General features: G+C 61.5%; 26 protein-coding genes. 21 read left to right on the top strand and 5 right to left on the bottom strand.

All coding sequences use genetic code 11. From position 1 onward, the window contains the following. The first annotated feature begins 214 nt into the window (after nt 1–214). From FYB92_RS07010 to leuB, 13 genes are all read left to right on the top strand, one after another. Nucleotides 215–1,153, top strand: a complete 939-nt coding sequence (locus FYB92_RS07010; RefSeq protein ID WP_332828393.1) for a nucleoside hydrolase — start codon at nt 215–217, stop codon at nt 1,151–1,153. Nucleotides 1,154–1,349: 196 nt separating this feature from the next. Beyond that, entirely contained in the window at nt 1,350–2,312 is a 963-nt protein-coding gene (pstC, locus tag FYB92_RS07015; protein ID WP_040512110.1) for a phosphate ABC transporter permease subunit PstC, read from the top strand. Then, on the top strand, nt 2,312–3,274 hold the full coding sequence (gene pstA / locus FYB92_RS07020) for a phosphate ABC transporter permease PstA (RefSeq protein WP_332828394.1): 963 nt from the start codon (nt 2,312–2,314) through the stop codon (nt 3,272–3,274). Before pstC ends, pstA begins: the two co-directional genes overlap by 1 nt. After that, a complete protein-coding gene (gene pstB / locus FYB92_RS07025; RefSeq protein WP_003620845.1) occupies nt 3,271–4,062 on the top strand; it encodes a phosphate ABC transporter ATP-binding protein PstB in 792 nt (263 codons plus the stop codon). Before pstA ends, pstB begins: the two co-directional genes overlap by 4 nt. A 457-nt stretch (nt 4,063–4,519) precedes the next feature. Then, the gene (locus FYB92_RS07030; protein ID WP_040510925.1) at nt 4,520–5,011 is read left to right on the top strand and encodes a Spy/CpxP family protein refolding chaperone; all 492 of its coding nucleotides are present in this window, start codon (nt 4,520–4,522) and stop codon (nt 5,009–5,011) included. A 177-nt stretch (nt 5,012–5,188) separates the two neighbouring features. Continuing rightward, complete coding sequence (ffh, locus tag FYB92_RS07035) at nt 5,189–6,583, top strand: signal recognition particle protein (protein ID WP_040510923.1); 1,395 nt, start codon at nt 5,189–5,191, stop codon at nt 6,581–6,583. A 57-nt stretch (nt 6,584–6,640) separates the two neighbouring features. Beyond that, entirely contained in the window at nt 6,641–6,988 is a 348-nt protein-coding gene (gene rpsP, locus FYB92_RS07040) for a 30S ribosomal protein S16 (protein ID WP_003620841.1), read from the top strand. A gap of 40 nt (nt 6,989–7,028) precedes the next feature. Beyond that, nucleotides 7,029–7,586 carry a ribosome maturation factor RimM gene (rimM, locus tag FYB92_RS07045; RefSeq protein ID WP_003620838.1) on the top strand — a complete coding sequence of 186 codons (558 nt, stop codon included), beginning with the start codon at nt 7,029–7,031 and terminating at the stop codon, nt 7,584–7,586. Next, the gene (gene trmD, locus FYB92_RS07050; protein WP_062809090.1) at nt 7,583–8,332 is read left to right on the top strand and encodes a tRNA (guanosine(37)-N1)-methyltransferase TrmD; all 750 of its coding nucleotides are present in this window, start codon (nt 7,583–7,585) and stop codon (nt 8,330–8,332) included. The genes rimM and trmD overlap by 4 nt, the downstream gene beginning before the upstream one ends. Nucleotides 8,333–8,361: 29 nt before the next feature. Further along, nucleotides 8,362–8,778 carry a 50S ribosomal protein L19 gene (gene rplS, locus FYB92_RS07055; RefSeq protein ID WP_332828395.1) on the top strand — a complete coding sequence of 139 codons (417 nt, stop codon included), beginning with the start codon at nt 8,362–8,364 and terminating at the stop codon, nt 8,776–8,778. Nucleotides 8,779–8,939: 161 nt separating this feature from the next. Beyond that, on the top strand, nt 8,940–10,343 hold the full coding sequence (leuC, locus tag FYB92_RS07060; RefSeq protein ID WP_062809920.1) for a 3-isopropylmalate dehydratase large subunit: 1,404 nt from the start codon (nt 8,940–8,942) through the stop codon (nt 10,341–10,343). A 2-nt stretch (nt 10,344–10,345) separates the two neighbouring features. Continuing rightward, nucleotides 10,346–10,969, top strand: coding sequence for a 3-isopropylmalate dehydratase small subunit (leuD, locus tag FYB92_RS07065; RefSeq protein WP_003620830.1), 624 nt, complete (start codon nt 10,346–10,348; stop codon nt 10,967–10,969). Between the two features lie 34 nt (nt 10,970–11,003). Further along, nucleotides 11,004–12,119: a 3-isopropylmalate dehydrogenase gene (leuB, locus tag FYB92_RS07070; RefSeq protein ID WP_062809089.1), complete on the top strand. Its 1,116-nt coding sequence runs from the start codon at nt 11,004–11,006 to the stop codon at nt 12,117–12,119. A gap of 551 nt (nt 12,120–12,670) precedes the next feature. Here leuB and FYB92_RS07075 read toward each other — a convergent pair. The 4 genes from FYB92_RS07075 to def are packed head-to-tail and all read right to left on the bottom strand — an operon-like array spanning nt 12,671 to nt 15,147. Continuing rightward, the gene (locus FYB92_RS07075; RefSeq protein ID WP_040512102.1) at nt 12,671–13,360 is read right to left on the bottom strand and encodes a response regulator; all 690 of its coding nucleotides are present in this window, start codon (nt 13,358–13,360) and stop codon (nt 12,671–12,673) included. Between the two features lie 53 nt (nt 13,361–13,413). Further along, nucleotides 13,414–13,968 (bottom strand): MarR family transcriptional regulator, encoded by a 555-nt coding sequence (locus FYB92_RS07080; RefSeq protein WP_307723140.1) that lies wholly within the window; start codon nt 13,966–13,968, stop codon nt 13,414–13,416. Nucleotides 13,969–13,996: 28 nt separating this feature from the next. After that, nucleotides 13,997–14,614 carry a COQ9 family protein gene (locus FYB92_RS07085; RefSeq protein WP_332828396.1) on the bottom strand — a complete coding sequence of 206 codons (618 nt, stop codon included), beginning with the start codon at nt 14,612–14,614 and terminating at the stop codon, nt 13,997–13,999. Then, nucleotides 14,611–15,147 (bottom strand): peptide deformylase, encoded by a 537-nt coding sequence (def, locus tag FYB92_RS07090; RefSeq protein WP_003620820.1) that lies wholly within the window; start codon nt 15,145–15,147, stop codon nt 14,611–14,613. Before def ends, FYB92_RS07085 begins: the two co-directional genes overlap by 4 nt. Nucleotides 15,148–15,444: 297 nt before the next feature. Here def and rpsU point away from each other — a divergent pair, with 297 nt between their 5' ends. Together rpsU and FYB92_RS07100 are read left to right on the top strand one after the other, a co-directional pair. Continuing rightward, nucleotides 15,445–15,648 (top strand): 30S ribosomal protein S21, encoded by a 204-nt coding sequence (gene rpsU, locus FYB92_RS07095; RefSeq protein WP_010506446.1) that lies wholly within the window; start codon nt 15,445–15,447, stop codon nt 15,646–15,648. Between the two features lie 100 nt (nt 15,649–15,748). Continuing rightward, nucleotides 15,749–17,137, top strand: a complete 1,389-nt coding sequence (locus FYB92_RS07100; RefSeq protein WP_003620814.1) for an ATP-binding protein — start codon at nt 15,749–15,751, stop codon at nt 17,135–17,137. Between the two features lie 474 nt (nt 17,138–17,611). Here the strand turns inward: FYB92_RS07100 and FYB92_RS07105 are convergent, their stop codons facing one another. Then, nucleotides 17,612–18,181 (bottom strand): outer membrane protein assembly factor BamE, encoded by a 570-nt coding sequence (locus tag FYB92_RS07105; protein WP_003620809.1) that lies wholly within the window; start codon nt 18,179–18,181, stop codon nt 17,612–17,614. 227 nt (nt 18,182–18,408) lie between these two features. Here FYB92_RS07105 and FYB92_RS07110 point away from each other — a divergent pair, with 227 nt between their 5' ends. The 6 genes from FYB92_RS07110 to FYB92_RS07135 all read left to right on the top strand — a co-directional run bounded on the left by FYB92_RS07110 (nt 18,409) and on the right by FYB92_RS07135 (nt 23,004). Beyond that, nucleotides 18,409–18,948, top strand: coding sequence for a DUF177 domain-containing protein (locus FYB92_RS07110; protein WP_332828397.1), 540 nt, complete (start codon nt 18,409–18,411; stop codon nt 18,946–18,948). 170 nt (nt 18,949–19,118) lie between these two features. After that, on the top strand, nt 19,119–19,322 hold the full coding sequence (gene rpmF / locus FYB92_RS07115) for a 50S ribosomal protein L32 (protein WP_003620805.1): 204 nt from the start codon (nt 19,119–19,121) through the stop codon (nt 19,320–19,322). A gap of 169 nt (nt 19,323–19,491) precedes the next feature. Next, nucleotides 19,492–20,589 carry a phosphate acyltransferase PlsX gene (gene plsX, locus FYB92_RS07120; RefSeq protein ID WP_062809085.1) on the top strand — a complete coding sequence of 366 codons (1,098 nt, stop codon included), beginning with the start codon at nt 19,492–19,494 and terminating at the stop codon, nt 20,587–20,589. 82 nt (nt 20,590–20,671) lie between these two features. Continuing rightward, a complete protein-coding gene (locus FYB92_RS07125; protein WP_003620801.1) occupies nt 20,672–21,640 on the top strand; it encodes a beta-ketoacyl-ACP synthase III in 969 nt (322 codons plus the stop codon). A 99-nt stretch (nt 21,641–21,739) separates the two neighbouring features. Then, nucleotides 21,740–22,057: an integration host factor subunit alpha gene (locus FYB92_RS07130; RefSeq protein WP_003620799.1), complete on the top strand. Its 318-nt coding sequence runs from the start codon at nt 21,740–21,742 to the stop codon at nt 22,055–22,057. After that, the gene (locus FYB92_RS07135) at nt 22,054–23,004 is read left to right on the top strand and encodes a MerR family transcriptional regulator (protein WP_332828398.1); all 951 of its coding nucleotides are present in this window, start codon (nt 22,054–22,056) and stop codon (nt 23,002–23,004) included. The genes FYB92_RS07130 and FYB92_RS07135 overlap by 4 nt, the downstream gene beginning before the upstream one ends. Nucleotides 23,005–23,371: the final 367 nt, after the last annotated feature.

The following is a 23,371-nucleotide window of genomic DNA, read 5'->3' on the forward strand; positions in this document are numbered from 1 at the left end:
TGGTGATGGCGGTCATGGAAGCTTTTTTGGGGAAATCTTCATCAAAAGCTTCTTTATGATTTATGCGACGTTGCACGGGTGGGGTTTTGAAACAGCCTGCGTGCGGTGATGATGTATGAAGAACGGGGCGCATGCATGGCAGATGTTGACGGATGCCGCACAAGAGGCCACCACACCCCCGATACTGTTTGTGAACAAAGACGGAAGCCGTGACATGACCCGTCCTCTCATCCTGGACCTGACTGGCGCACCACAGGATATGGCCGCGCTCGTAATGGCGCTTCAGGTTCCTGACATGCTCGACCCCGTGCTGGTGACAACGGGGGGGCACGGGGCGCAGCAGGCGCGCCGTGCGGCGGAGCTTGCGCGCAGGGTGTTGCAAAAGGCGGGGCGTCAGGACATCCCCGTTCATGGCGGCAGTGGCCTGCCGGTGTTCGCGGTGGGTAATGCGTGGACACGCCCCCGGAACGGGGCCGGGGATGCAACCGGGGATGCGGCTGGAGTTGATCTGGGGGAGGCGGAACTGCCTGCCGTGGCGATGATCCGTCATGCCATGGCCCGTCCCGCCGGCAGTGTCAGCGTCTGTTGCGCCGGTGCGCTGACCAATCTCGCGCTGGCGTTGATGCAGGAACCGCGCCTTGCCTTACATCTGCATGGGGTCGTGATTCTTGCCGATGCGGGCGGGGGGGATGGCCCTGGCATCGGTGGCTTCGGCGTGGATACCAATATCCATGTCGACCCGGAGGCCGCAGCCATCGTCCTTGCATCCGGTGTGCCTGTGACAGTGCTGCCGCGTGATTGCGTCGCGCGGGTGACGGCAGACGGGATATGGATGGAGCAGGTGGCCGCCCTTGCCGGGCGTGGCTGTGCCGGTGGCATGGTCCATGACCTGTTGCGCGGTGCGGGTGCGCAGGCTGTGCCAATGGCGTCGGCGGTGGCTGTGGTGTCGCTGCTGTGTCCCCGGTTATTTGGCGGTCATATGGCGCGGCTGGGTGTTGAATGCCGGGGGGAACTGACGCGCGGGACGCTGGTTCCGATCGGCAGCAGTCGAGATAATATCGCCCCCAATGTATTTGTCCTGGATCGTGTCAGTGTCGATGCCTGCCGGGACGTGGCCCGTGACCTGCTGCTGCATGCCGCAGGCGTGGCGTGAGACGGCGTGGGCCGGCAGGAATGCGCCGCCCTGATGTAAAAAGCCGCGCTGCATGGCCCATGACGGTTGCAGGAAGGAGGGCCGGTCCAGTAATGGTCCGGGCAGGGATCGCACCTGACGGGCGTCAGGCCTGCCGGGGGTGACACAGGTGACACATGGGCATGACGAAGCGCCGGATGCGGCGGGGGTCTTCTGTATGGATCGGTCTATAACATCCTCTGCTTCCCTGACGGGGGGCACGCGCGCACGGGGGGATGCACTTTTTGCCGGTATCGTCCGTTGCAGCGCCCTGCTGATCCTGCTGGGGCTGGGCGGGATGATTGCGGTCATGGCATGGGGCGCGCGCGGGGCCTTTGCCACCTTTGGGCCGGGGTTCATCCTTGATCCGGCATGGAACCCGGTAACGCAGCATTTCGGCGCGGCGGCCCCGGTGTTCGGCACCCTTGTCACGGCGCTTATCTCCATCGTGATCGCCGTGCCGCTGGCGTTCGGGATTGCCTTCTGGCTGACGGAAATCGCGTCGGCGCGACTGGCGAATGTTATCGGCACCGCCATCCAGCTTCTTGCCGCCGTGCCGTCGATCATCTTCGGGATGTGGGGCTTTTCGGTCATCGTGCCGCTGATGGCGCGGTATGTGGAGCCTGCGGCCGCCCATTCACTTGGCCGCCTGCCCGGAATTGGCGTGCTGTTCCGGGGGGCGCCGTACGGCACGGGCTTCCTGACGGGGGGGATCATCCTGGCGGTCATGATCACGCCATTCATTTCGGCGGTAATGCGCGATGTCTTCACCTCCATGCCTGCCGTGCTGAAGGAGAGCGCCTATGGGCTGGGCATGACGCGGTGGGAGGTGATGCGCCGCATCGTCCTGCCATGGTCGCGCACGGCGGTGGTTGGCGGGATCATGCTGGGGCTTGGGCGCGCGCTGGGCGAGACGATGGCCATCACTTTTGTCATTGGCAATGCAAATCATATCGGCTGGTCCCTGTTTTCGCCGGGGAACACGATTGCGTCCCTGATTGCGTTGGAATTTCCTGAAAGTGCGATGGGAAGCCTGAAATTCTCATCCCTGATGGCGGCGGGGTTCCTGCTTATGGTGATTTCATTCGCGACGCTGATATGTTCGCGCTGGCTGCTGCGTTCGGCGCGGACGGGCAAGTGATGGATATTCGCGAAACATCCCCGCGCCTTGATGCGCCGCTTGCCGGGGACGCGCGCGCATCCGGCACTGCTGATGCGCCCTGTGCCGGGGTGGGGTGCGCCGGGGCGGGCTGGCGGCGTGATGGCGCGTTCGATGCACGCAGGCGCCTTGCCGATCGTGTGGCGACGGGGTTTTGCCATATCGCCACGGCGCTGGTTCTGCTGATGCTGACATCCATCCTGTTCGTGCTGCTGCGCAACGGGCTGGCGGGTATTTCGTGGCGGACCTTCACCCATATCACGCTTGCGCCCGGGCATGGTGGCGGCTTGGCCAACGCCATCGTCGGCAGCCTGATGCAGACGGGGCTTGCTGTGCTGATCGGTGCTCCCGCCGGACTGCTGGCGGGGATATACCTTGCGGAATTCGCGGCGACGGACGGGCGGTTGCTGGGGGCGGTGCGGTTTGTATCCGACCTGTTGCTGTCGGCGCCGTCCATCCTTGTCGGGCTGTTCATCTATATGATCGTCGTGGTGCCATCGGGGCATTTTTCCGGTATTGCCGGGGCACTGGCGCTGGCGATGCTGGTGGTGCCGGTGGTGGTGCGTACGACGGAGGATATGTTGCGCCTTGTGCCCGTTGCCATGCGTGAGGCGGCGTTTGCGCTGGGGGCGCCGCGCTGGCGGGTTGCGCTGTTCATCTGCCTGCGTGCCGCACGGGACGGGGTCGCGACTGGCATCCTGCTGGCGCTGGCGCGGGTGTCGGGCGAAACTGCGCCGCTGCTGTTCACGTCGCTGGGCAACATGAACTGGTCCGTGCGGCCCGATGCGCCGATGGCCAGCCTGCCGATCGCCATTTACCAATATGCGGGTTCCGCCTATCCCGACTGGACGCAAATGGCATGGACGGGCGCCATGCTGATTACGGCAGGGATACTGATGATAAATATCGCCGTCAGGGTTGGGTTGGGGCGTAACAGGAAATGAACGTGGAAGAAACACGGCAGGTGCCGGATGGGACGGGGGCCGCCATTTCGGTCCGCAACCTCGATTTCTATTATGGTGCGCACCATGCGCTGAAAAACATCTCGATCGAGTTCCCGGACCGCCAGGTCACCGGCATGATCGGGCCGTCGGGGTGTGGAAAATCCACGCTGCTGCGGGTGCTCAACCGCATGTATGACCTTTATCCGGGACAGCGCGCGACGGGGGAGGTCATATTTGATGGCTGCAACATCCTTGGCGCGGGCGTAGACCTCAATGTCCTTCGTGCGCGTGTGGGCATGGTGTTCCAAAAGCCAACGCCGTTTCCAATGTCGATCTATGACAACATCGCCTTTGGTGTGAGGCTGCACGAACGTCTGTCGCGTGCGGATATGGATATCCGTGTCGAGGACGTGCTGCGTCGCGTCGCCTTGTGGCCGGAGGTGAAAGACCGGCTTGGGGCCTCGGCTTCCGCCCTGTCAGGTGGGCAGCAGCAGCGCCTGTGCATTGCGCGCACCATCGCCACCCGGCCCGAAGTTGTGCTGCTTGACGAACCGACCAGCGCGCTTGACCCCGTGTCCACCGCGCGGATCGAGGAACTGCTTGATGAACTGAAGGCGGATTTCACCATCGCCATCGTTACGCATAACCTGCAACAGGCTGCGCGTTGCGCCGATCAGGTGGCGTTCTTTTACATGGGGGAAGTGGTGGAGGTCGAAACGGCGGACCGCATGTTCACCGCCCCGCGGCAGCGCCGTACGCAAGATTACATTACCGGTCGTTTCGGGTGATGGATTGATAAGGGTGAAATCTTAGAGAGTGTTTGAAGATAACTCATTGATAAGAAATAAAAAAAGTTTTTGGGTGCTGCCTTTTTCCCAAAAAGGCGGCGGTTTCTGAAGCTTTTTGGAAAAAGCTTCACCAAAAAAACCTTTATAATTTCAGTATGTTATTGATCCTGACTTTTCAGGCAGCCTGTTATTGATGGTCCCACCGCCCTGCAACTGTGCGGTTCCCTTTGAATCCAAGGGTGGATGGCAGGGGGGGGCCTATGTGAAGTCACGATGCCCTGTTTGTGTGATGTTCCTGTGGTTACGTTGCATTCTGGCGTTGCTTCCTTACATTTTGTATCAAGAACATGGGCTTCACCGCCCATGTGATGGCTTACCCTGTCGGGATGACCCTTGTCGTGTGCCGGGAGTCGGTGCAGGGTAGGGAGTGTGTGTTATTACAGATTGGAAAGACACCATGTTTAAGAAGATGATTCTGGCGGCGACGCTTGTGGGTGGATTTGCGGGTATCAGCGCCGAAGCAGCCGTCGCGGCCCCTCCGCCGCCGCCGCCGTCCTGCCATGGTGCGCCCGGTGGCATGCCCTTCCTTGCGCAGGTCAACCTGTCGAAGGCGCAGCGCAAGAAGATCGACGCCATCCTGAAGGCCGATCATCCCGATTTCCATGCTGACATGGACAAGGAATCCGGCCTGCATCACCAGATCCAGGACCTGCTGGCGACCCCCGGCAAGGTTGATGAGGCGCAGATCGCATCGCTGCAGCAGCAGATCGCCAGCATCCATCAGGCACATGAAGCCGCGCGCGTGCAGACCGCCATCCGCATCCATGATGTCCTGACCGCCGATCAGTTGGCGCAGATCAAGGCGACACAGGACAAGGCCGACAGCCTGCATGCCCAGTTGCGCGCCCTTATGGCGCCTCCCGCGCCTCCCGCGCCCGACGCACACTGATCCTGTCCCGCAGGGCCGGTGCCTTCGCTCCATAAGGGGGTGATGCGCACGGCCCGGCGTCCCGGGTCAGGTAGCCCTTGACACGGGACGCGTGGGAAAGATACACCCGTCGCAACATCAGGCACGTCACTTCGCGAAGGTTCGCGCAGTGGCGCGTATTCTTTTGGGGAAAAACCTTTGTTCGAGACGCTGTCAGGCAAGCTCTCCGGTGTGTTCGATGGCCTCGCCAAGCGCGGGACCCTGTCGGAGGCCGACGTCACCGAAGCCATGCGCGAGGTGCGTCTGGCGATGCTCGATGCCGACGTCGCGCTGCCGGTCGTCAAGGATTTCGTCAACAAGGTGCGCGAACGTGCCGTGGGGCACGAGGTGCTCGACAGCATTTCCCCCGGTCAGGCCGTTGCCAAGGTCGTCAATGACGCGCTGATTGATGCGCTTGGCGGGGCGGGTGCGGTTCCCCTGAACCTGAATGCCGCAGCGCCTGTGCCCATCCTGATGGTCGGGCTGCAGGGGTCGGGCAAGACGACGACGTCGGGCAAGATCGCGTTGCGGCTTGCTACGCGCGAACGCCGCAAGGTGCTGCTCGCCAGCCTTGATACGCAGCGCCCGGCCGCGCAGTTGCAGTTGCAGCAGCTGGCCGAGCGCGCGGGTGTTGCCTCGCTGCCGATCATCGCGGGACAGTCCCCGGTCGAGATCGCGCGTCGTGCGATGGAAGTCGGGCGTCGCGAAGGTTATGACATCGTCATCCTTGATACCGCCGGCCGCCTGTCGATTGACGAAGCGCTGATGGATGAGGTGCGGGCCATCCGTGCCGAGACCCAGCCCGCTGAAACGCTGCTGGTTGTCGATGCGATGACCGGGCAGGACGCCGTTAATACCGCCAAGGCGTTTAACGAGGCCGTGGGTGTCACCGGTGTGGTCATGACCCGTATGGACGGCGATGCCCGTGGTGGCGCCGCGCTGTCGATGCGTGCGATCACCGGGGCGCCGATCAAGCTGACCGGTTCGGGCGAGAAGCTTGACGCGCTGGAGGAGTTCCATCCCGAACGTGTCGCGGGCCGTATCCTTGGCCTTGGCGATATCGCGGGACTGGTCGAAAAGGCCGCCGACACGCTCGACCATGAGGAGAGCGAGAAGATTGCAGCCAAGATGCTGCAGGGCAAATTCGACCTTGACGATTACGCGGCCCAGATCCGGCAGATCAACAAGATGGGGTCCATCTCGGGCATCCTGAACATGCTGCCGGGCATGGGTAAGCTGAAGGAGGCCATGGGCGACAAGGACATCGACACCTCTGTCCTTGGCCGCCATCAGGCCATCATTTCATCCATGACCAAGGCGGAGCGAAAGACGCCCGCCATCATCAAGGCGTCGCGCAAGAAGCGCATCGCCGCCGGGTCGGGAACAACCGTGCAGGAGGTGAACCGGCTGCTCAAGCAGTACGACACCATGTCCTCGATGATGAAGCGGTTGAACAAGTTGGGAGTGAAGGGACTGATGCGTCAGGGCCTTTCCGCGCTGATGCCCGGCGGGGGACGTCCCCCCGGCGGGGGTGGCCGTCCGCCATTCGGCTGACGCCGCGTCATGTTTCCCTTTGATGTGTTTTACAAGTTGTTTTGTGGAGAAGTCTGAATGAGCCTCAAGATCCGCCTTGCACGCGCTGGTGCGAAGAAGCGTCCCTATTATCACATCGTGGTTGCCGACAGCCGTTCGCCCCGCGATGGCCGTTTCATCGAGAAGGTCGGTTCCTACAACCCGATGCTGCCGTCCGACCATGCCGACCGCGTGCGTCTGGTGAACGAGCGCATCACGCACTGGCTGTCCAACGGCGCACTGCCGACCGATCGCGTGGCCCGCTTCCTGGGTAATGCCGGCCTGGCGCCGAAGCCGACCTGGAACGAGCAGCCGAAGCAGTCCGCGCCGAAGAAGCGTGCGCAGGAACGTGCTGCCGCTGCTGCTGCCGCAACCGCGGCGGCCTGAGGCACGACGGTAGACGGGCGGGCACGATAGAAGGCAGGTGATGGATCGCGATCGTATCCTGATGGGCGTGGTGGGGCGGCCGCATGGTGTGCGTGGGCTTGTGCGCGTGCACAGCTATGCCGCCGTGCCCGAAGACCTTGCCCGTTATGGGGCGCTTCGTGATGAACACGGGAATGCCTGGCATCTGTCATGGCGTGGGCAGGGGATTGCCGAACTGCGCAATGACGCGGGGCAGGCACTTTCCAGCCGCGAGGACGCGCAGAAACTGGTCAATCGCAAGCTCTATGTCGGGCGTGTCGACCTGCCGGAACCAGAGGAGGACGAATTTTATGTCGCCGACCTCGTGGGGATGCAGGTGATTGAACAGGCAGGCACGCCATTGCATGAACTTGGCCATGTCCGGCTGGTCCATGATTATGGCGCGGGCGTCAGCCTGGAGATCACAGGACAGGGTGGCACGATCCTGCTGCCGTTCACGCGGGCCTGTGTGCCGGTGGTGGACATGGGCGCACGCCGGATCGAGGTTGTCCTGCCTGATGAGGTCGAGGTCCCGGCGGAGTTCTTCCCCGGTGATGGCGCGGCGGAACCCGTGGCATGACGACGTGGCAGGCCACCGCGCTGACCCTGTTCCCCGAGATGTTTCCCGGTTCGCTGGGATGCTCCCTTGCGGGGCGGGCGCTGCGTGACGGGATATGGTCAATGGAGGCGCAGGACCTGCGTGCCCATGGGCTTGGCCGTCATCGCACCATTGACGACACGCCGTTTGGTGGCGGGGCGGGAATGGTTATGCGACCCGATGTCGTATCCGCCGCGCTGGGCGAGGTGGAGGCAGCCGGGCGTCCGGTCATCTATCCAACGCCACGCGGGCGTACGCTGACGCAGGCGGATGTCCGGCGTTATGCGGCGGGGCCGGGGGTTGTCGTGCTGTGTGGCCGGTATGAAGGCGTGGACGAACGCGTGCTGGAGGCGCGCGACATCGAACAGGTCTCCATCGGTGATTATATCCTGTCGGGGGGCGAAGTCGCGGCACTGGTGCTGCTCGATGCCTGCGTGCGGCTGCTGCCGGGCGTCATGGGGTCGGACACAAGCGCCACGGAGGAGAGCTTCGCCGACGGCCTGCTTGAATACCCGCTTTATACCAAGCCGGCGCAGTGGGAGGGACGTGACGTGCCCGATGTCCTGCTGTCCGGTCATCACGGCGCCATTGCCCGGTGGCGTCGCGACATGGCCGAGATGGCAACGCGACAGCGGCGACCCGACCTGTGGGCCGCCCATGTGGCGCGTGCTGGTGAAGAAACGTCCCGATCCGCTGGCCTGCATGCCGATGCGGATCGGCTGAACTGAACATAAACCAATCAACTGAGGACCCGATCATGAACATCATCCAGAAATATGAGGCGGAAGAAATTGCCCGCCTGACCGCGACCCGCGCCGTGCCTGATTTCGCGCCGGGCGATACGGTGCGCGTTGGCGTGCATGTGGTCGAAGGCACGCGCAAGCGCGTCCAGGCTTATGAAGGGGTGGTGATCGCCCGTTCGAACAAGGGCCTGAACAGCAACTTCACCGTGCGCAAGATTTCCAATGGTGAAGGCGTGGAGCGTGTGTTCCCGCTGTATTCGCCCACCATTGCCGAAATCACGGTGGTGCGTCGCGGTGTTGTCCGCCGTGCGAAGCTGTATTACCTGCGTGGCCGTCGTGGCAAGTCCGCCCGCATTGCCGAGCGTCCCCGCGATACGGCGTCCGCGGCCAAGGCCGAAGCGCCTGCCGCCACGGAAGTCAAGGCGAACTGAGCCTGTGACCGCCGTCGCCCGCGCCGCCATTCCACAGGGATGGTGCGATGGGGGCGGCGGTATTTTCTTCTGATTGCCGACCGGGATCACGCGCCCCTGCCGTCACGACAAAGGCCGCGAAAGATCGATCCGGTATTGCCGTATGCTGGGGGTATGAACTGATGGCTGCACGTACGCTGTTCGACAAGATCTGGGACAGTCATGTCGTGGAACGTCTCCCGGATGGTACGGCCATTCTTTATATCGACCGTCACCTTATCCATGAGGTGACAAGCCCGCAGGCGTTCGAAGGCCTGCGCATGACGGGGCGGCGTCTGCGCCATCCGGAGGCAATGATCGCGGTTGTCGATCATAATGTTCCCACATCGGATCGCACCCAGCCGATCGAGGAACCCGAAAGCCGCAACCAGATCGAAACGCTGGAGCGCAATGTGGCGGAATTCGGCGTGCCGTATTTTCCGCTGCTGTCGGAACGCCAGGGCATCGTACATGTCGTCGGGCCGGAACAGGGGATTTCCCTGCCGGGCATGACCATTGTGTGCGGTGACAGCCATACCTCCACGCACGGTGCGCTTGGCGCGCTGGCATTCGGGATCGGCACGTCCGAGGTCGAGCATGTGATGGCGACGCAGACACTGTTGCAGAAACCCGCGAAAAACATGAAAGTCGCGGTAGAGGGACAGGTCGGCCCCGGTGTCAGCGCCAAGGACATCATGCTGGCGATCATCGGTAAGCTCGGCACGGCTGGCGGGACGGGCTACATCATCGAATTTACGGGGTCGGCCATCCGCGCGCTGGACATGGCGGGGCGCATGACGATCTGCAACATGTCGATCGAGGCGGGTGCGCGCGCCGGTCTGGTTGCCCCGGACGAGGTCACGTTCGAGTATGTGCGCGGCCGTCCCTTCGCACCGCAGGGCGAGGCATTCACGCAGGCTGTTGCCTACTGGAAGACGCTCGCCTCGGACGAAGGTGCGCATTATGACAAGGTGGTCGAACTCCGTGCGGAGGAAATCTCCCCGGTGCTGACATGGGGCACCAGCCCTGAAACCGTCATCCCCATTACCGGCACCGTACCCGACCCTGCCACCGAAGCCGATGCATCACGACGCGCGCAGATGCAGCGTATGTTGGAATATATGGGCCTGCAGGCCGGGCAGAAGATCGCGGGCACACCGGTCGATGTCGTGTTTATCGGGTCATGCACCAACAGCCGGATCGAGGACCTGCGCGCCGCGGCCTCCATTGTTTCGGGACGTCACGTGGCACAGGGCGTGCGGGCGATGATCGTGCCGGGGTCAGGCATCGTCAAGGCGCAGGCGGAGGAAGAAGGGCTGGACCGGATCTTCCTCGACGCCGGGTTTGAATGGCGCGAGGCCGGGTGTTCGATGTGCCTGGGCATGAACCCGGACAAGCTGACGCCGGGACAGCGCTGTGCCTCTACTTCCAACCGTAATTTTGAAGGACGTCAGGGACCGGGTGGGCGCACCCACCTGCTGTCGCCCGCCATGGCCGCCGCCGCCGCCGTGACAGGGTGCCTGACCGATGTGCGGGAGTTGATCTGACAATGGATAAGTTCACGGTCCTGACGGCCATTGCCGCCCCGATGCCGCAGGAAAACATTGATACGGACAAGATCATCCCGGCGCGGTTCCTCAAGACAACCAAGCGTTCGGGCCTTGGGGTGCATGCGTTCGACAGCATGCGCTATAACGCCGATGGTTCGGAAAATCCCGATTTCGTCCTGAACCAGACGCCCTATCGCAAATCGCAGATCCTGATTACCCACGATAATCTGGGATGTGGTTCATCGCGTGAACATGCGCCGTGGGCTTTGCTGGATTTTGGAATCCGCTGTGTCATCGCGCCATCGTTTGCGGATATTTTTTTCAATAACTGTTTCAAGAACGGCATTCTGCCCATCACGCTCCCACGCGAAGTGTGCGACGAATTGATGGCCGATGCACGTATGGGCGAGAATTCGCGCATCACCATCGACCTGCCCCGTCAGGTGGTGGTCCGTCCCGATGGGCGCGAAATCCCGTTCGAGGTTGATCCCCTGCGCAAGCATCTGCTGCTGGAGGGGCTTGATGATATTGGCCAGACCCTGCAGCACGAGTCCGCGATCGAAACGTTCGAGGCCCGGCGCAGGCACGATGCGCCGTGGATGCCCTCCATTACCATTGACTGACCATCACCGGTCGCTTTTTCAGCAGGGAGCTGTCATGTCCGAAACCAAGAAACTTCTGATCCTCCCTGGCGATGGCATAGGCCCGGAAATCATGCGCGAAGTCGCGCGCATCATGGCGTGGATGAGCCGCGTGCGCGGGATCAATTTCGATATTACCGAGGATCTGGTCGGTGGTGCATCGCTGGCGGTTCATGGCGTGCCGATCCGTCAGGAAGTGATTGACGAGGCCCGCGCCGCCGATGCCGTCCTGTTCGGTTCGGTTGGGGACCCGAAATGGGCTTCCGCCGGGTTTGACCTCCGTCCTGAAATCGCAATCCTGAAACTGCGTCAGGAACTTGGGCTGTTTGCCAACCTGCGTCCGGCCAAGGTGTTCGACGCGCTGGCTGATGCCAGCACGCTCAAGCCCGAGGTGGTACGTGGGCTGGACATCATGATTGTGCGCGAAACGGTGGGGGGCATCTATTTCGGTACTCCGCGCGGGATCGAGACCCTGCCCGACGGGTCACGGCGTGGCATCAATACCGAGGTCTATAGCACGTCGGAAATCGAACGTGTCGCCCGTGTGGCCTTCGACCTTGCGCGCAAGCGGGACAACCGTGTCTGTTCGGTTGAAAAATGCAACGTGATGGAAAGCGGCCTGTTGTGGAAAGAGGTCGTGACGGACCTGCATGCGCGGGAATACGCGGATGTGCAATTGACGCATATGCTGGCTGATAACTGTGCGATGCAGCTTGTGCGCAATCCGCGGCAGTTCGATGTGATCGTGACGGGCAACCTGTTTGGCGACCTTCTGTCCGACCTTGCCTCCATGCTGACCGGCAGTCTGGGCATGCTGCCTTCGGCCACGCTGGGTGCGGTGGATGCCGATGGCAGGCGTCCTGCCCTGTATGAGCCGATCCATGGCAGTGCGCCCGACATTGCGGGCAAGGGTCAGGCCAACCCGCTGGCGCAGATCCTGTCGTTTGCGATGTTGCTGCGTTATTCGTTCAACATGCTGGAAGATGCAGAGATGATCGAGACGGCGGTGGCCAATGTGCTGGCCAGTGGCCTGCGTACGCCTGATATCATGAGCCCCGGCATGGCCGTTGTTGGCACCGAGGTCATGGGCGAGGCCGTGGTCCGCGAACTCGACAAGCTCCAGCAGGGCTGAAGCCGTATCTGTCACACTCAATGAGGCAGCATTGAAAGCCGTACCTGCTGGGCAGGTGCGGCTTTTATGTTTTCGTGGGGAAAAAGATGCTGCATTGGCATCATGGCTTCCGGGGGCTGCCTGAAACGGGCAAGGGACATTGCTCCCTGCAAATCTGGACCTGATCCATAAATTGTTGGGAATTGTGGGAGGGGACTGAGTTTTTCCGATCTGGAAAAGCCCGGGTAATAATAAAGAAGTTTCTGATGATGATTTTTTAAAGAGATTGTTTGAAAACAAATCATTGATAAAAAATAAGAAGAGTTTCTGGGTGCCGCCTTTTTTCAAAAAGGCGGCCTCTTCTGAAGCTTTTTAGAAAAAGCTTCACCAAAAACCTTTGTTCTTTCAGAATGTTATTGAGCCTGACTATATTACGCAGCCTCTAAAAAGGAGAATGCGTTTCAAGGCTTTATGCACAAAGTCTCGCAAAGAGATTTTATCATTCCAGTCAGGTGCCGGCACCCATCTTTTCAACCAGGCTTGTGGATTGGCACAGGCCATGCCTCCGCACCTTACAGGCCGGGCTTGAGCACATATCCCTTGCCACGTACGGTCTGGAGGAAGCGCGGCTCCCTTGGGTCGGGTTCGATCCGGCGGCGCAGGCGCGTGACCTGCACGTCAACGGCACGTTCGCCGATTTCATCCATTTCCAGCGTTTGTGCGATTTCATGGCGCGAGAGGACTTCGTTGGGATGGCGCGCCAGCACCGCAAGCAGCGCGGATTCGCCGCCCGTCAGGTGGACGATTCCGTCCTGTCCGCTCAGCAGGCTGCGGGCGGGATCGAACTCCAGTTCACCAAGCCGCACGATGCGCAGGTTATTGGTGGGTGGTGGCGGGGCAAAGCGACGCAGGTGCGCCTTGAGCCGTAACAGCAGTTCACGTGGTTCAAAAGGCTTGCCAAGATAATCATCGGCCCCGGCCTCCAGCCCGATGATACGGTCTTCCGGCTCCCCGCGTGCGGTCAGCAGCAGGATGGGAAAATCCAGCCCTTCGTTACGCAGTTCGCGTGTCAGTTCCAGCCCGTTTTCACCCGGCATTGTGATGTCGAGCACAAGGGCGTCAGGCTGCATGAAGCCAAGGACCTGTCGTGCTTCATGCGCGGAGGCCGCGGCACTGACGCGGAATCCCTGTTCGGTAAGGTAACGTTGCAGCAGGCGGCGCAGGCGCGGGTCGTCATCGACCACGACGATATGGGCGTCCATACCAGCCGGTTCGCGTGTCTGTGCGGTGGGGGATGCAGGGCGGGGGGACCTGTTCATTCACGGCTCCGTTGTGTCTGAGCGGGTGCTTTGTCATCGCGATGGCGCGCCATATTCTGTGATTCCTCAATCAGGCCGCGCATGACCTTGCGGAATCCTTCGACCGCCGGACCACCCGCGTCGCGATATACCCGCAACAGGACATCACGCTGCCGTTCGAACAAACGGCGTTCCATTTCGTATCCTGCGTCGGTCAGGCGCAGCAGGCGCATGCGCCGGTCACGGGTGCTGGCGCGTTGGTGAAGCAGCCCGCGACGTACAAGGTCGTTGAGGGCACGCGCCATGCTTTGCTTGGTAATCGACAGAATGTCCAGCAGGGCGCCGACGGAAATATCCGGTTCGTTTTTCACGAATTGCAGGATTCGCTGGTGCGCATGTCCGATCTGCATCTCCTCCAGCAGGGGATCAAGCAGCCCTGCGAACCCGCGACAGGCCTGTGTCATCAGCATCTGTGCCTGACGCATGTCCTCGTCGCGCAGGAACAGGAGTTCCACGCCTGCGCGCGGGCGTATCGGCCGGGCCGGTGGCAAGGGGGGGCGACGTTCTGTCAAGGGCAGGTGCTGCGGGCCAATGGGGGGATCAGAACGGACGTCCCATCAGGCGGTTCTTCAGCCGTGTGATCCGCGCGATATCGGCCAGGCGACGGTCCAGGAATTCCTCCACCGTCGCCATGTTGCCGCCCCGCGCCAGCCAGAACAGCAGCGTTGAGACATAGATTCCCGTCAGCGATGCGCGCTTGGTCAGGTAGGTCACGCCCTGCGAATCGTCCTCTGCGGCGGCCCAGATGGCGTTGACGCTACGCGCAAGGCTGCGTGCAAGCAGGCGCGTATGCCCCGGCACCATCAGCACCGACAGGGCGTGGCGCACGGCAGGGCGATAGCCACTGGCATCGTGCAGGCGAAACATGATGGCGGCACGCACCCTGCGGCTGAGCTTGCGGGAATGGAAACCGTGGGCGGCGGCCTGCATGTCACGGTCGGCCAGGTCGAAATAGGCTTCAGCCACCTCGGCGATCCCGCCGGGGAACAGCAGGTCGGCATCGTCGCCCGCGACCTGCCGTACTGTGGCCATGGACCATTCGCGTTGTCCCGCGCCCTGCATCATCCGGCGCAGGGCGGCGTCACGCGCGGGGGAGTGATCGAGGGCAGGGGGCAGCAGGCATGATGCGGCCGATGCCGTGAGGAAGGACCCGATCATGCCTGTTCTTCTCCGTAACGTGCCATTTCAGTGTCAAACCCCATCTTCGCCAGATCGTTCATCCGCATCGGATATAATATGCCGTTCAGGTGATCATATTCATGTTGCATCACATTCGCCAGAAATCCCGATGCCGTGCCTTTCACCTGCCGCCCCTGTGCATCGTATCCGTGATAGGCGACGCGGGTGTGGCGGGGAACCCATCCGCGCAGGCCCGGAATCGACAGGCATCCCTCCAGCCGCAGGACCGTTTCTTCCCCGATCGGTGTAAGATGGGGGTTGATCAGGACCTGTGGGCCGCAGGGCTGGTCATCGGGTGCGCCGCTGCTGCGGGTGTCAGGCACGCGATAGACGAACACCCTGCATGAACGGTGTACCTGTGGCGCGGCAAGGCCCACGCCACCGGCGTCTTCCATCGTTTCGATCATGTCCGCCACCAGATGTACGATGTCGGGGGCGGTGGGGTCCGTGACCGCGTCCGCACGACGCAGCAGCACGGGATGCCCCATCCGGGCGATCTTGAGCAGGGTCATGGAAGGTTTGAGTCCTTTCGCATCTGGCCATTTCTCATCCGGCCGTTTGTATCCGGTCATGTGTATCTGGCATGAAAGCGCGTCATCTGCGTTGCGTGCATGGGACGGTCGTGAAATAACCTGCCCCGGCACAGTGTAAAAGCACCGGAAAGATTTGTGTTGCCGGATCGGGCTGTGATATAGGTGCGGCCCGTTTGGGAATCGCACGCAGGGAATGACCTCGGGCGGTCATCCCCCATTACAGATACCCATCGCCGCCGGCGCAAGTGACGGCTTAAAGCAGGAGTTGACGACCCAGTGCAGGTTCTCGTTCGTGATAATAACGTCGATCAGGCTCTCAAGGCCCTCAAGAAGAAGATGCAGCGCGAAGGCATCTTCCGGGAAATGAAGCTGCGTCGGCACTATGAAAAGCCGTCTGAACGCAAGGCGCGTGAAGCCGCTGAAGCCGTGCGCCGTGCGCGCAAGATGGAGCGCAAGCGTCTGGAACGCGAAGGGTTCTGATCTGGTCTTCAGATACCGGGCATCGCCCGTGGGAAAAGCCGGCTTCCGCATGGGGTCGGCTTTTTTTATGCCGTGCCGCCAACGGATCGTGGGATGATCCATGACGCCGCCGCCTGATCCCCTGTCATCGGTCAATGGCCCGTCCATGGGCGCGCGACATCTGGACAGGCTTGTCCGGCGTGTGCTGCCGCGCTCTCTGTTGGGGCGGATGTTGCTGATCGGGTTCATTCCCCTGCTGGTGACGCAGGGGATCTCACTCGAACTATTTTATGGCAATTACCTCAAGATCGTTTCGCGGCGGCTATCGGCTGGTGTGGTGAACAACATCGCCATGACCATCGACGTCATGGAACGCTATCCCGCGCCATCGGACCGCGCCTGGATCCTGCGGGATGTGCATGAACGCGCGCAGCTTCATATGAGCTGGCGCGAAGGGGACAGCCTGCAGCGCGTGGGATCAAACCATGTGCTGGGCCCGGTGGATGATGACCTTGTGCGTGACCTGCGCGTCGCGCTCGGGCGGCCTGCCTTCGTGGATTGGAAAAGTGATCGCCGTATCGTATCGGTCTTCATCCAGATGCCCGATGGCGTCCTGCGCGTCGATACCCCGCGCAAGCGATTGGATGTCGCACCGGTGTGGCTGTTCGTCGCATGGGCAACGGGCAGCGCGCTTGTGCTGTTCTGTATCGCGGCGTTCTTCATGCGCAATCAGGTGCGTGCCATACGGCGTCTGGCGCGGGCGGCGGAACTGTTTGGCCTGGGGCGTGACATCGACCCGATCCACCCCGAAGGCGCGCAGGAAATCCGCAAGGCGGCGGTGGCCTTCAACCGCATGCGTGACCGCATCTTCCGTTTTGTTGAACAAAGGACATCCGTTCTGGCGGGGGTATCGCATGACCTGCGCACGCCGCTGACACGCCTGCGCCTGACATTGGCGATGATGCCGCGACAGGGGCAGGTCCGGGCTGAAGACCTGCAACCCGATATCGAGGACATGGTGGCCGATATCGGGGAGATGGAACATATGATCGAGGGATATCTCTCCTTCGCCCGGGGCGAGGGGGCGGAGGTTCCGTCGATGGTCGATGTGGGGGAACTGCTGACCGAGGTTGCGGTGGCGGCCCGTCGTGCCGGGGCGGGCGATATCAGTGTCCATGTTGCGCGCCCGTTGGGTATCGTGGTGCGGCTGGCGGCATTCCGGCGTGTGTTGTCGAACATCGTCGAAAATGCACGCCGCCACGCCAATCGCATCTGGCTCAGTGCGCGCAAGAAGCGTAACGCCACCGTCATTTATGTTGATGATGACGGGTGTGGGATTGACGAATCCCGGCGTGAGAGCGTGTTTCGTCCCTTTGAAAGCGGGCGTGACGGGGGAACAGGGCTTGGCCTTGCCATCGCGCGCGATATCATCCACGCCCATGGGGGGGAAATCCGCCTTGAAAGCAGCCCGTCCGGTGGCCTGCGCGTCCGGATCATCATCCCGGACTGATCGGGGCCAAGGGGCGCGTGTTCCAGACGATCTCTTGGAGAGTGTTTGAAATCAACTCATTGATAAACAACAGGAAAAGTTTTTGGGTGCTGCCTTTTTTCAAAAAGGCGGCGTCTTTCGAAGCTTTTTGGAAAAAGCTTCACCAAAAACCTTTATAATTTCAGGATGTTATCACGCCTGACGTTTCAAACAGTCTCTTATGGAAAGTTCTTCAAGGGCGGGAACGGTAATATTCTGGAATCATGAAGGCTGCTGCGGCCTTTTTGAAACATGCCACAGACAGGGATTTTATTGGTGGGTGTTGCCTCGCTTGCCCTTGCCGTGGTGCAGGCGGTGTGATGGCAAGGGCAGTCCCCTCATGCCAGACAGGCAAAAGCCAGCGATTGCCAGGGTGATGCGGCCTGATGACATGTCATCAGGAAATTGTCCCGGACCATCATGCCATGTGGGGCCATGGCAAAAGGCCCGTCAGGCTCAGGGAAGCGTGTTCCCCTGCCCACCATGGCCCGGACCACCGTTCATGCTGTTCATCGGGCCAGTACTGCCGCCATAGGTGCTGGTCATCTGGCTCATGGGGTTATAACGGCCCACATTGCCAAGGATCTGCTGCATGATGTTGATCTTGGTGCCCGGCGTCGGGGTCTTGCCCATCGCCATGCTGACATATCGCGCATCGTCCTTGTGCAGGGTCCGCAGGTTGCGAAGGATGCCACCTTCGTCAAACGTCAGGACTACGACCTGCTGCTTGTCGATGTGGGGGAAGCTGATCGGCGCAAGCGTCTGGCGCATCGAAATATAGATCCACGTATTGTCATCGAATGTCGCGCGGCTGGTGGGGGAGCCAAGGAGATCCATGACATCGGAACGTGAACTTTTGCCGGTCTTGAGCTGATTATAGTCATCTGCCTGTACCAGGGAGCCGCGCTGGATCACGCTGGGCTTGAACGCGACGCATCCCGACAGCGACAGGCCAACCCCGATGACAGCGCATGAAAACAGGCGTAAGGAACGGGGGCGGGAAAAGATGTGCTGCTCTGGCCTCATGATCGGATAAAGCGTCCTGGTAAGATGCTGCAGATAGACAGTCCGACCTTCCGGGTGCCTTATTGGTCAAATGAAGTCAATCGCAGATCGGATGCAAGGCGGAAAAACACATCCCCTCCGCCAGGCCCCATCCGGGCAATCCGGGTAAGGGGCGCGCGGCATGCCCGTTGGACCGGCACATCCGCCCCGGCGGCGGCAGGCCGGAATTGCAGGAGAAGATACGAGCTATGGACCCAGAATTTTCCCGTCGCGTCATGGTGGGACGTATTGCGTCCAAGGGGATGGAAACCTCCATCGAGGCCACGCCAGAGGAATGCAAGGCCCTTGCGCGGCGTTTCGGAATCCCCGCGATCCGCGACCTTGCCTGCCGCTATCGCCTTGTGCCCGGCCCGCAGGGGGAGGTGATGGCCGAAGGGTGGCTGATGGCGCACGTCACGCAGGAATGTGTCGTCAGCCTTGAACCCTTTGATGATGCCATCGCCGAATCCTTCACCGTGCGGTGCATCCCTGCCGAACGCTTTCGCGAGGATGACGAGGTCGATCCCTTCAGCATCGACGAGGTGCCCTATGAGCGCGAGGCCATCGACCTTGGCGAACTCGCGGCGGAGGAGCTGTCCCTTAGCCTTGACCCGTATCCGCACAAGCCCGGCAGCACCATACCGGCTGATCTGCTCGATATAGAGGAAGACGAAGCGGCGGAAGACGCGGAGGAACCCCGGCGGCAGCCTTTCGCAGCCCTTGCCGAGCTGAAGAAAAAGCATAACTGAGGCGTAAAACCGCGTATCGGGGGGCAGGGACGTCAGGCGGATCGCAAGATCGTCTCTTGCGGAATGTCGGATCGTCTGCTAGAGCGCCCCCCTCAATTGTTGATAACTGACCGGGTGACGCCTCGCTGGCTTTACCGGGTTGTGATCCCAGATCGGAGGGGCCCAGGCCCATGGCTGTACCTAAGAGAAAAACCTCGCCGTCCCGTCGTGGCATGCGTCGCAGCCATGCTGCGCTGCCCGTGCAGGCACATGCGGAATGCTCCAACTGCGGCGAACTGAAGCGCCCGCACCATGTCTGCAGCCACTGCGGACACTATGACGGCCGCGAAGTCGCATCCGCCGGCAAGGCGCTGAAGACCGCCGTCCGCGCCTGATATACGTTTCGACGCGGTTACCTGCCGGGACGGGAAGCGCCATTGACATGGCGCGGGACAGCCGCATATCGGCATCCCTCCCGTCCGGATCGCGCAGGGAAATGCTGCATGAAGGGGGTGTTCCCATTCGGCACTTGCGCGTTTTACCTTCACCCGGCACAAGACGAGCATGACCGAGACAGGTTCCTCTTTTTCCGCGACACAGTCCTATACTCTGGCCATTGATGGAATGGGTGGGGATGGTGGCCCGGAAGTCGTGGTGGCCGGACTGGCGATTGCCGCTGACCGGCATCCATCCGCCAAAATCCTTCTGATTGGTGACGAAAACAGGTTGCGCGCCCTTTTGGCGCAGCATCCCCGCGCCGCGGCGATTTGCACGATCCGCCCTGCCGGTTCCGCCATATCCATGGAAATGAAACCAACCGCCGCATTGCGGGTGCGCGATTCCTCGCTGCGCCTGTCGATGGACGCCGTCGCCAATGGCGAGGCAATGGGCGTGGTCTCCGCCGGCAACAGCGGCGCAATGCTGGCGCTGGCCAAGATCGTGATCAAGACCCTGCCCGGCATTTCGCGTCCCGCGATGGCGGCGATCAGCCCGACGACAAAGGGCGATGTGGTCATGCTTGACCTTGGCGCAAATGTTGCGTGTGACTGGCGGAACCTTGTCGAATTTGCCGTGATGGGCGAAGCCTTTGCCAAGGCGGTGCTGGGCCTGCCCGCGCCGACGATCGGACTGCTGAATGTCGGGTCGGAGGAGCTTAAGGGGGACGAGCGCCTGCGCCAGGCTGCCGAAGTTCTGCGTGGCAGCCCGCTTGCGCGGCAGTTTCATGGTTTTGTCGAAGGACACGACATTACCGCTGGCACGACCGATGTGGTGGTGACGGACGGCTTTACCGGCAATGTCGCGCTCAAGACCGGCGAGGGCGCGCTGAAGATGGCCTTTACCCTGTTGCGGCAGGTCTTCAGTTCCGGCCTGCTGGGCAAGATCGGCTATCTGCTGGTGCGCCCGGGGCTGGAGCGGATGAAGGAATGGCTCGACCCGCGCCGGTATAATGGCGCGGTGTTCGTCGGGCTTAACGGTGTGGTGGTAAAATCGCATGGCGGCACTGACGCCGAGGGGTTTGCCTCGGCCGTGGATGTGGCGATCGACATGGTCACGCACGATTTCAATGCCGGTATCCGTGACCAGCTTTCCCGCATGGGAAGCCTGACGGCCAGCAGGTTCAGTAACGAAAAGGAGCCGACACAGGCAGTTTCGGCTTCCTGAGTCGCTGCCGTGGGCAAGGGGGTACGCGCACCTGTCGGGCTGCGTGCATGACCCTGCTCCCAACAGGTTTGGACAGACACGCATGAAGGCGAGACGCTCGCTGCTGAAGGGTTTTGGCGGCTACCTGCCGGACAGAATCGTGACCAACGATGAACTGGCCAGTCGGCTGGAAACTTCGGACGAGTGGATACGCGCCCGCACCGGCATCGCGCAGCGTCACCGCGCCGGGCCGGAGGATACCGCCGTCAGCATGGCGGCCCATGCAGGCAGGCAGGCGCTTGAATATGCCAATGCCAGCGCGGATGATGTGGACGCCATCATCGTCGCCACCAGCACGCCGGATCAGGCCTTTCCCTCAACCGCGGTGCGGGTGCAGGCCGAACTTGGCATCACCGGGGGCTTTGGCTTTGACATCGCGGCTGCGTGCTCGGGATTCATCTTTGCCCTGTCCACTGCCGACGCCCTGATTCGCAGCGGGCAGGCCCGGTCCGCTCTGGTGATCGGCAGCGAGGTCTATTCACGAATTCTTGATCCTGATGACCGCTCTACCTTTGTCCTGTTTGGGGATGGCGCGGGTGCGGTCTTCCTGCAGGCGACAGAGGAAAGCGGGACGCAGGGAATCGTATCCACGCACATGCATTCCGACGGCCGCTATGGCGACCTGCTATATGTGGATGGCGCAATCGGGCAGTCCGAAAAAAGCGCGCACCTGAAGATGCAGGGGCGCGATGTCTTCCGCCATGCGGTGGCCAAGCTGTCATCGTCGGTGGATGAGGTGCTGGCCGCCAACGGCCTGAAATACGAAGACGTTGCATGGCTGGTCCCGCATCAGGCGAACCTGCGGATCATTGATGGCGTTGCGCGCAAGTTGCAACTGCCGCCCGAACGGGTGGTGATTACGGTGGACCGTCATGCCAATACCTCTGCCGCCTCGATCCCACTGGCATTGAACGAAGCCGTGCGTGACGGACGGATTCGCAGCGGGGATCTGGTGCTGATGGAGGCATTGGGCGGTGGCCTGACATGGGGCTCTGCCCTGGCGCGGATCTGACTGCCGCGCCTGTGTCCGCTGGCATGCGGACGCAAGAAAAAAACACACATGTCAACACATTGAATTGACGCTGGCGGATGGCATGCATAACGTTGCTGCATGAGCACAGTGACCCGCGCCACTCTGGCAGAACAAATCTATAGTCAGGTTGGACTTTCACGTCATGAGTCCGCCGACATCCTTGAACACGTCCTGGAAAAAGTGGCCCATGCACTCGAGGCGGGGGACACCGTAAAGATCAGCGGATTCGGTACGTTTTCCGTCCGCAAGAAGGGGCGACGGACGGGACGTAATCCCAAAACGGGGGTTGAGGTTCCGATTCTGCCGCGTTCCGTCCTGGTCTTCCGGCCCAGCCAGCTTTTGCGGGCGCATGTGAACGGTGATACCGGACATATGAATGCAGAGGACGACGAATGAATGTCCATGACCCCGCGCACGGCGTCGTAAACGCCGCCACGGCCACACAGGCATCCACGCAGGACGCCCTGCCGATTTACGAAGTCGCACGGCAGCTTGGAATCGCGCAACATGTCCTGAGGACATGGGAAAACCGCTTCCCGCAATTGCAGCCCATCCGGGGGCAGAGCGGGCGGCGTCTTTATCGCGCGGACGATGTGGACCTGCTGCGCCGCATTTCCGATATGCTGTATGTCCGTCACCTTTCGCTTGGGGAGGTGCAGCGAATCCTTGCCGGGGGTGAGGGGGTGCAGGACCGCGCCGATGCGGTGATGGCCCCCGCTGAAGCGCCCCGTGCTGCCTCTGACAGTGTCGTGACATCCACTGCGGTCGAAATCACGGATGTGCAGGTGGAAGAGGTCGAGGCCGTTATCGTCCGCGAGCAGGTGCAGGCAGCCCCGCCGGAGGCACAGGCCCCGGTCGCCTGCGCCGCACCGCCCCCTGAAACGGCACCAATGGCGGAAAACGATGCGTCGATCACACCTGTGCCGATCTCCGTCGCAGCCTCTGTTCCCGGGGATGTCGAGACAGCGCCTGCGATAGAGGCAGTAACGGTGCCGCCTGACCATACGCCCGTGGTGGAGTCTGCCACATCGGTTGGGAGCCCATCCGTGCAGGGCGAGATACCGTCCCCCCAGATGAAGACCCCGGTGGCACCGGTCGTCGAAGCTGCGGTGGGAGAATCCGAAGATGCTTTGCCCCCGATCGGGAGTGAGGCTGGTCGCGCGGTGGGGGATGTCCCTGTCGGGCAGGCCTCGGTTGAGGAGGCGCAGGATGAAGAGCCGCCGCTGGAGCAGCTTGTGATGTTGGAGCTTGAGCGCCTGCGCTCGGAAAACGGGGTGCTGCGTGAGCATCTGCGTGGCGTTCTGGTCGAGCTTGAGGCCCTGCGGGAGATGGTGCCGGTCTGAAGATCATGCATCCCGCCAGAAGATCTTAGAGACTGTTTGAAAAGTCAGGCGCGATAACATACTGAAATGATAAAGGTTTTTGGTGAAGCTTTTTCCAAAAAGCTTCGAAAGACGCCGCCTTTTTGAAAAAAGGCGGCACTCAAAAACTTTTCCTGTTTTTTATCAATGAGTTGTTTTGAAACAATCTCTTATCGAACCCGGATATGACCTGCGCCTGTTTTTCAAGGCTGGGGGAAGGGGTGTGAAAGGGGCAGGAACCGTGATGGTCCTGCCCCTTTATGTTTTTATGGTCTTATTTTTGTAATTGAATGAAGAAGATGGCTTGCGGGCACCCGGCGGGCCTGCTACACGATGCGTCATCGCAGAC

It is taken from the genome of Novacetimonas sp. GS1 (assembly GCF_036686925.1).
GTDB lineage: Bacteria > Pseudomonadota > Alphaproteobacteria > Acetobacterales > Acetobacteraceae > Novacetimonas > Novacetimonas hansenii.

Coding starts and splice junctions, on each gene's coding strand:
- FYB92_RS07010 (WP_332828393.1), top strand. CDS start 215: ATGACCCGTCCTCTCATCCTGGACCTGACTGGCGCACCACAGGATATG.
- pstC (WP_040512110.1), top strand. CDS start 1,350: ATGGATCGGTCTATAACATCCTCTGCTTCCCTGACGGGGGGCACGCGC.
- pstA (WP_332828394.1), top strand. CDS start 2,312: ATGGATATTCGCGAAACATCCCCGCGCCTTGATGCGCCGCTTGCCGGG.
- pstB (WP_003620845.1), top strand. CDS start 3,271: ATGAACGTGGAAGAAACACGGCAGGTGCCGGATGGGACGGGGGCCGCC.
- FYB92_RS07030 (WP_040510925.1), top strand. CDS start 4,520: ATGTTTAAGAAGATGATTCTGGCGGCGACGCTTGTGGGTGGATTTGCG.
- rpsP (WP_003620841.1), top strand. CDS start 6,641: ATGAGCCTCAAGATCCGCCTTGCACGCGCTGGTGCGAAGAAGCGTCCC.
- rimM (WP_003620838.1), top strand. CDS start 7,029: ATGGATCGCGATCGTATCCTGATGGGCGTGGTGGGGCGGCCGCATGGT.
- trmD (WP_062809090.1), top strand. CDS start 7,583: ATGACGACGTGGCAGGCCACCGCGCTGACCCTGTTCCCCGAGATGTTT.
- rplS (WP_332828395.1), top strand. CDS start 8,362: ATGAACATCATCCAGAAATATGAGGCGGAAGAAATTGCCCGCCTGACC.
- leuC (WP_062809920.1), top strand. CDS start 8,940: ATGGCTGCACGTACGCTGTTCGACAAGATCTGGGACAGTCATGTCGTG.
- leuD (WP_003620830.1), top strand. CDS start 10,346: ATGGATAAGTTCACGGTCCTGACGGCCATTGCCGCCCCGATGCCGCAG.
- leuB (WP_062809089.1), top strand. CDS start 11,004: ATGTCCGAAACCAAGAAACTTCTGATCCTCCCTGGCGATGGCATAGGC.
- FYB92_RS07075 (WP_040512102.1), bottom strand. CDS start 13,360: ATGGACGCCCATATCGTCGTGGTCGATGACGACCCGCGCCTGCGCCGC.
- FYB92_RS07085 (WP_332828396.1), bottom strand. CDS start 14,614: ATGATCGGGTCCTTCCTCACGGCATCGGCCGCATCATGCCTGCTGCCC.
- def (WP_003620820.1), bottom strand. CDS start 15,147: ATGACCCTGCTCAAGATCGCCCGGATGGGGCATCCCGTGCTGCTGCGT.
- FYB92_RS07100 (WP_003620814.1), top strand. CDS start 15,749: ATGACGCCGCCGCCTGATCCCCTGTCATCGGTCAATGGCCCGTCCATG.
- FYB92_RS07105 (WP_003620809.1), bottom strand. CDS start 18,181: ATGAGGCCAGAGCAGCACATCTTTTCCCGCCCCCGTTCCTTACGCCTG.
- FYB92_RS07110 (WP_332828397.1), top strand. CDS start 18,409: ATGGACCCAGAATTTTCCCGTCGCGTCATGGTGGGACGTATTGCGTCC.
- rpmF (WP_003620805.1), top strand. CDS start 19,119: ATGGCTGTACCTAAGAGAAAAACCTCGCCGTCCCGTCGTGGCATGCGT.
- plsX (WP_062809085.1), top strand. CDS start 19,492: ATGACCGAGACAGGTTCCTCTTTTTCCGCGACACAGTCCTATACTCTG.
- FYB92_RS07125 (WP_003620801.1), top strand. CDS start 20,672: ATGAAGGCGAGACGCTCGCTGCTGAAGGGTTTTGGCGGCTACCTGCCG.
- FYB92_RS07130 (WP_003620799.1), top strand. CDS start 21,740: ATGAGCACAGTGACCCGCGCCACTCTGGCAGAACAAATCTATAGTCAG.
- FYB92_RS07135 (WP_332828398.1), top strand. CDS start 22,054: ATGAATGTCCATGACCCCGCGCACGGCGTCGTAAACGCCGCCACGGCC.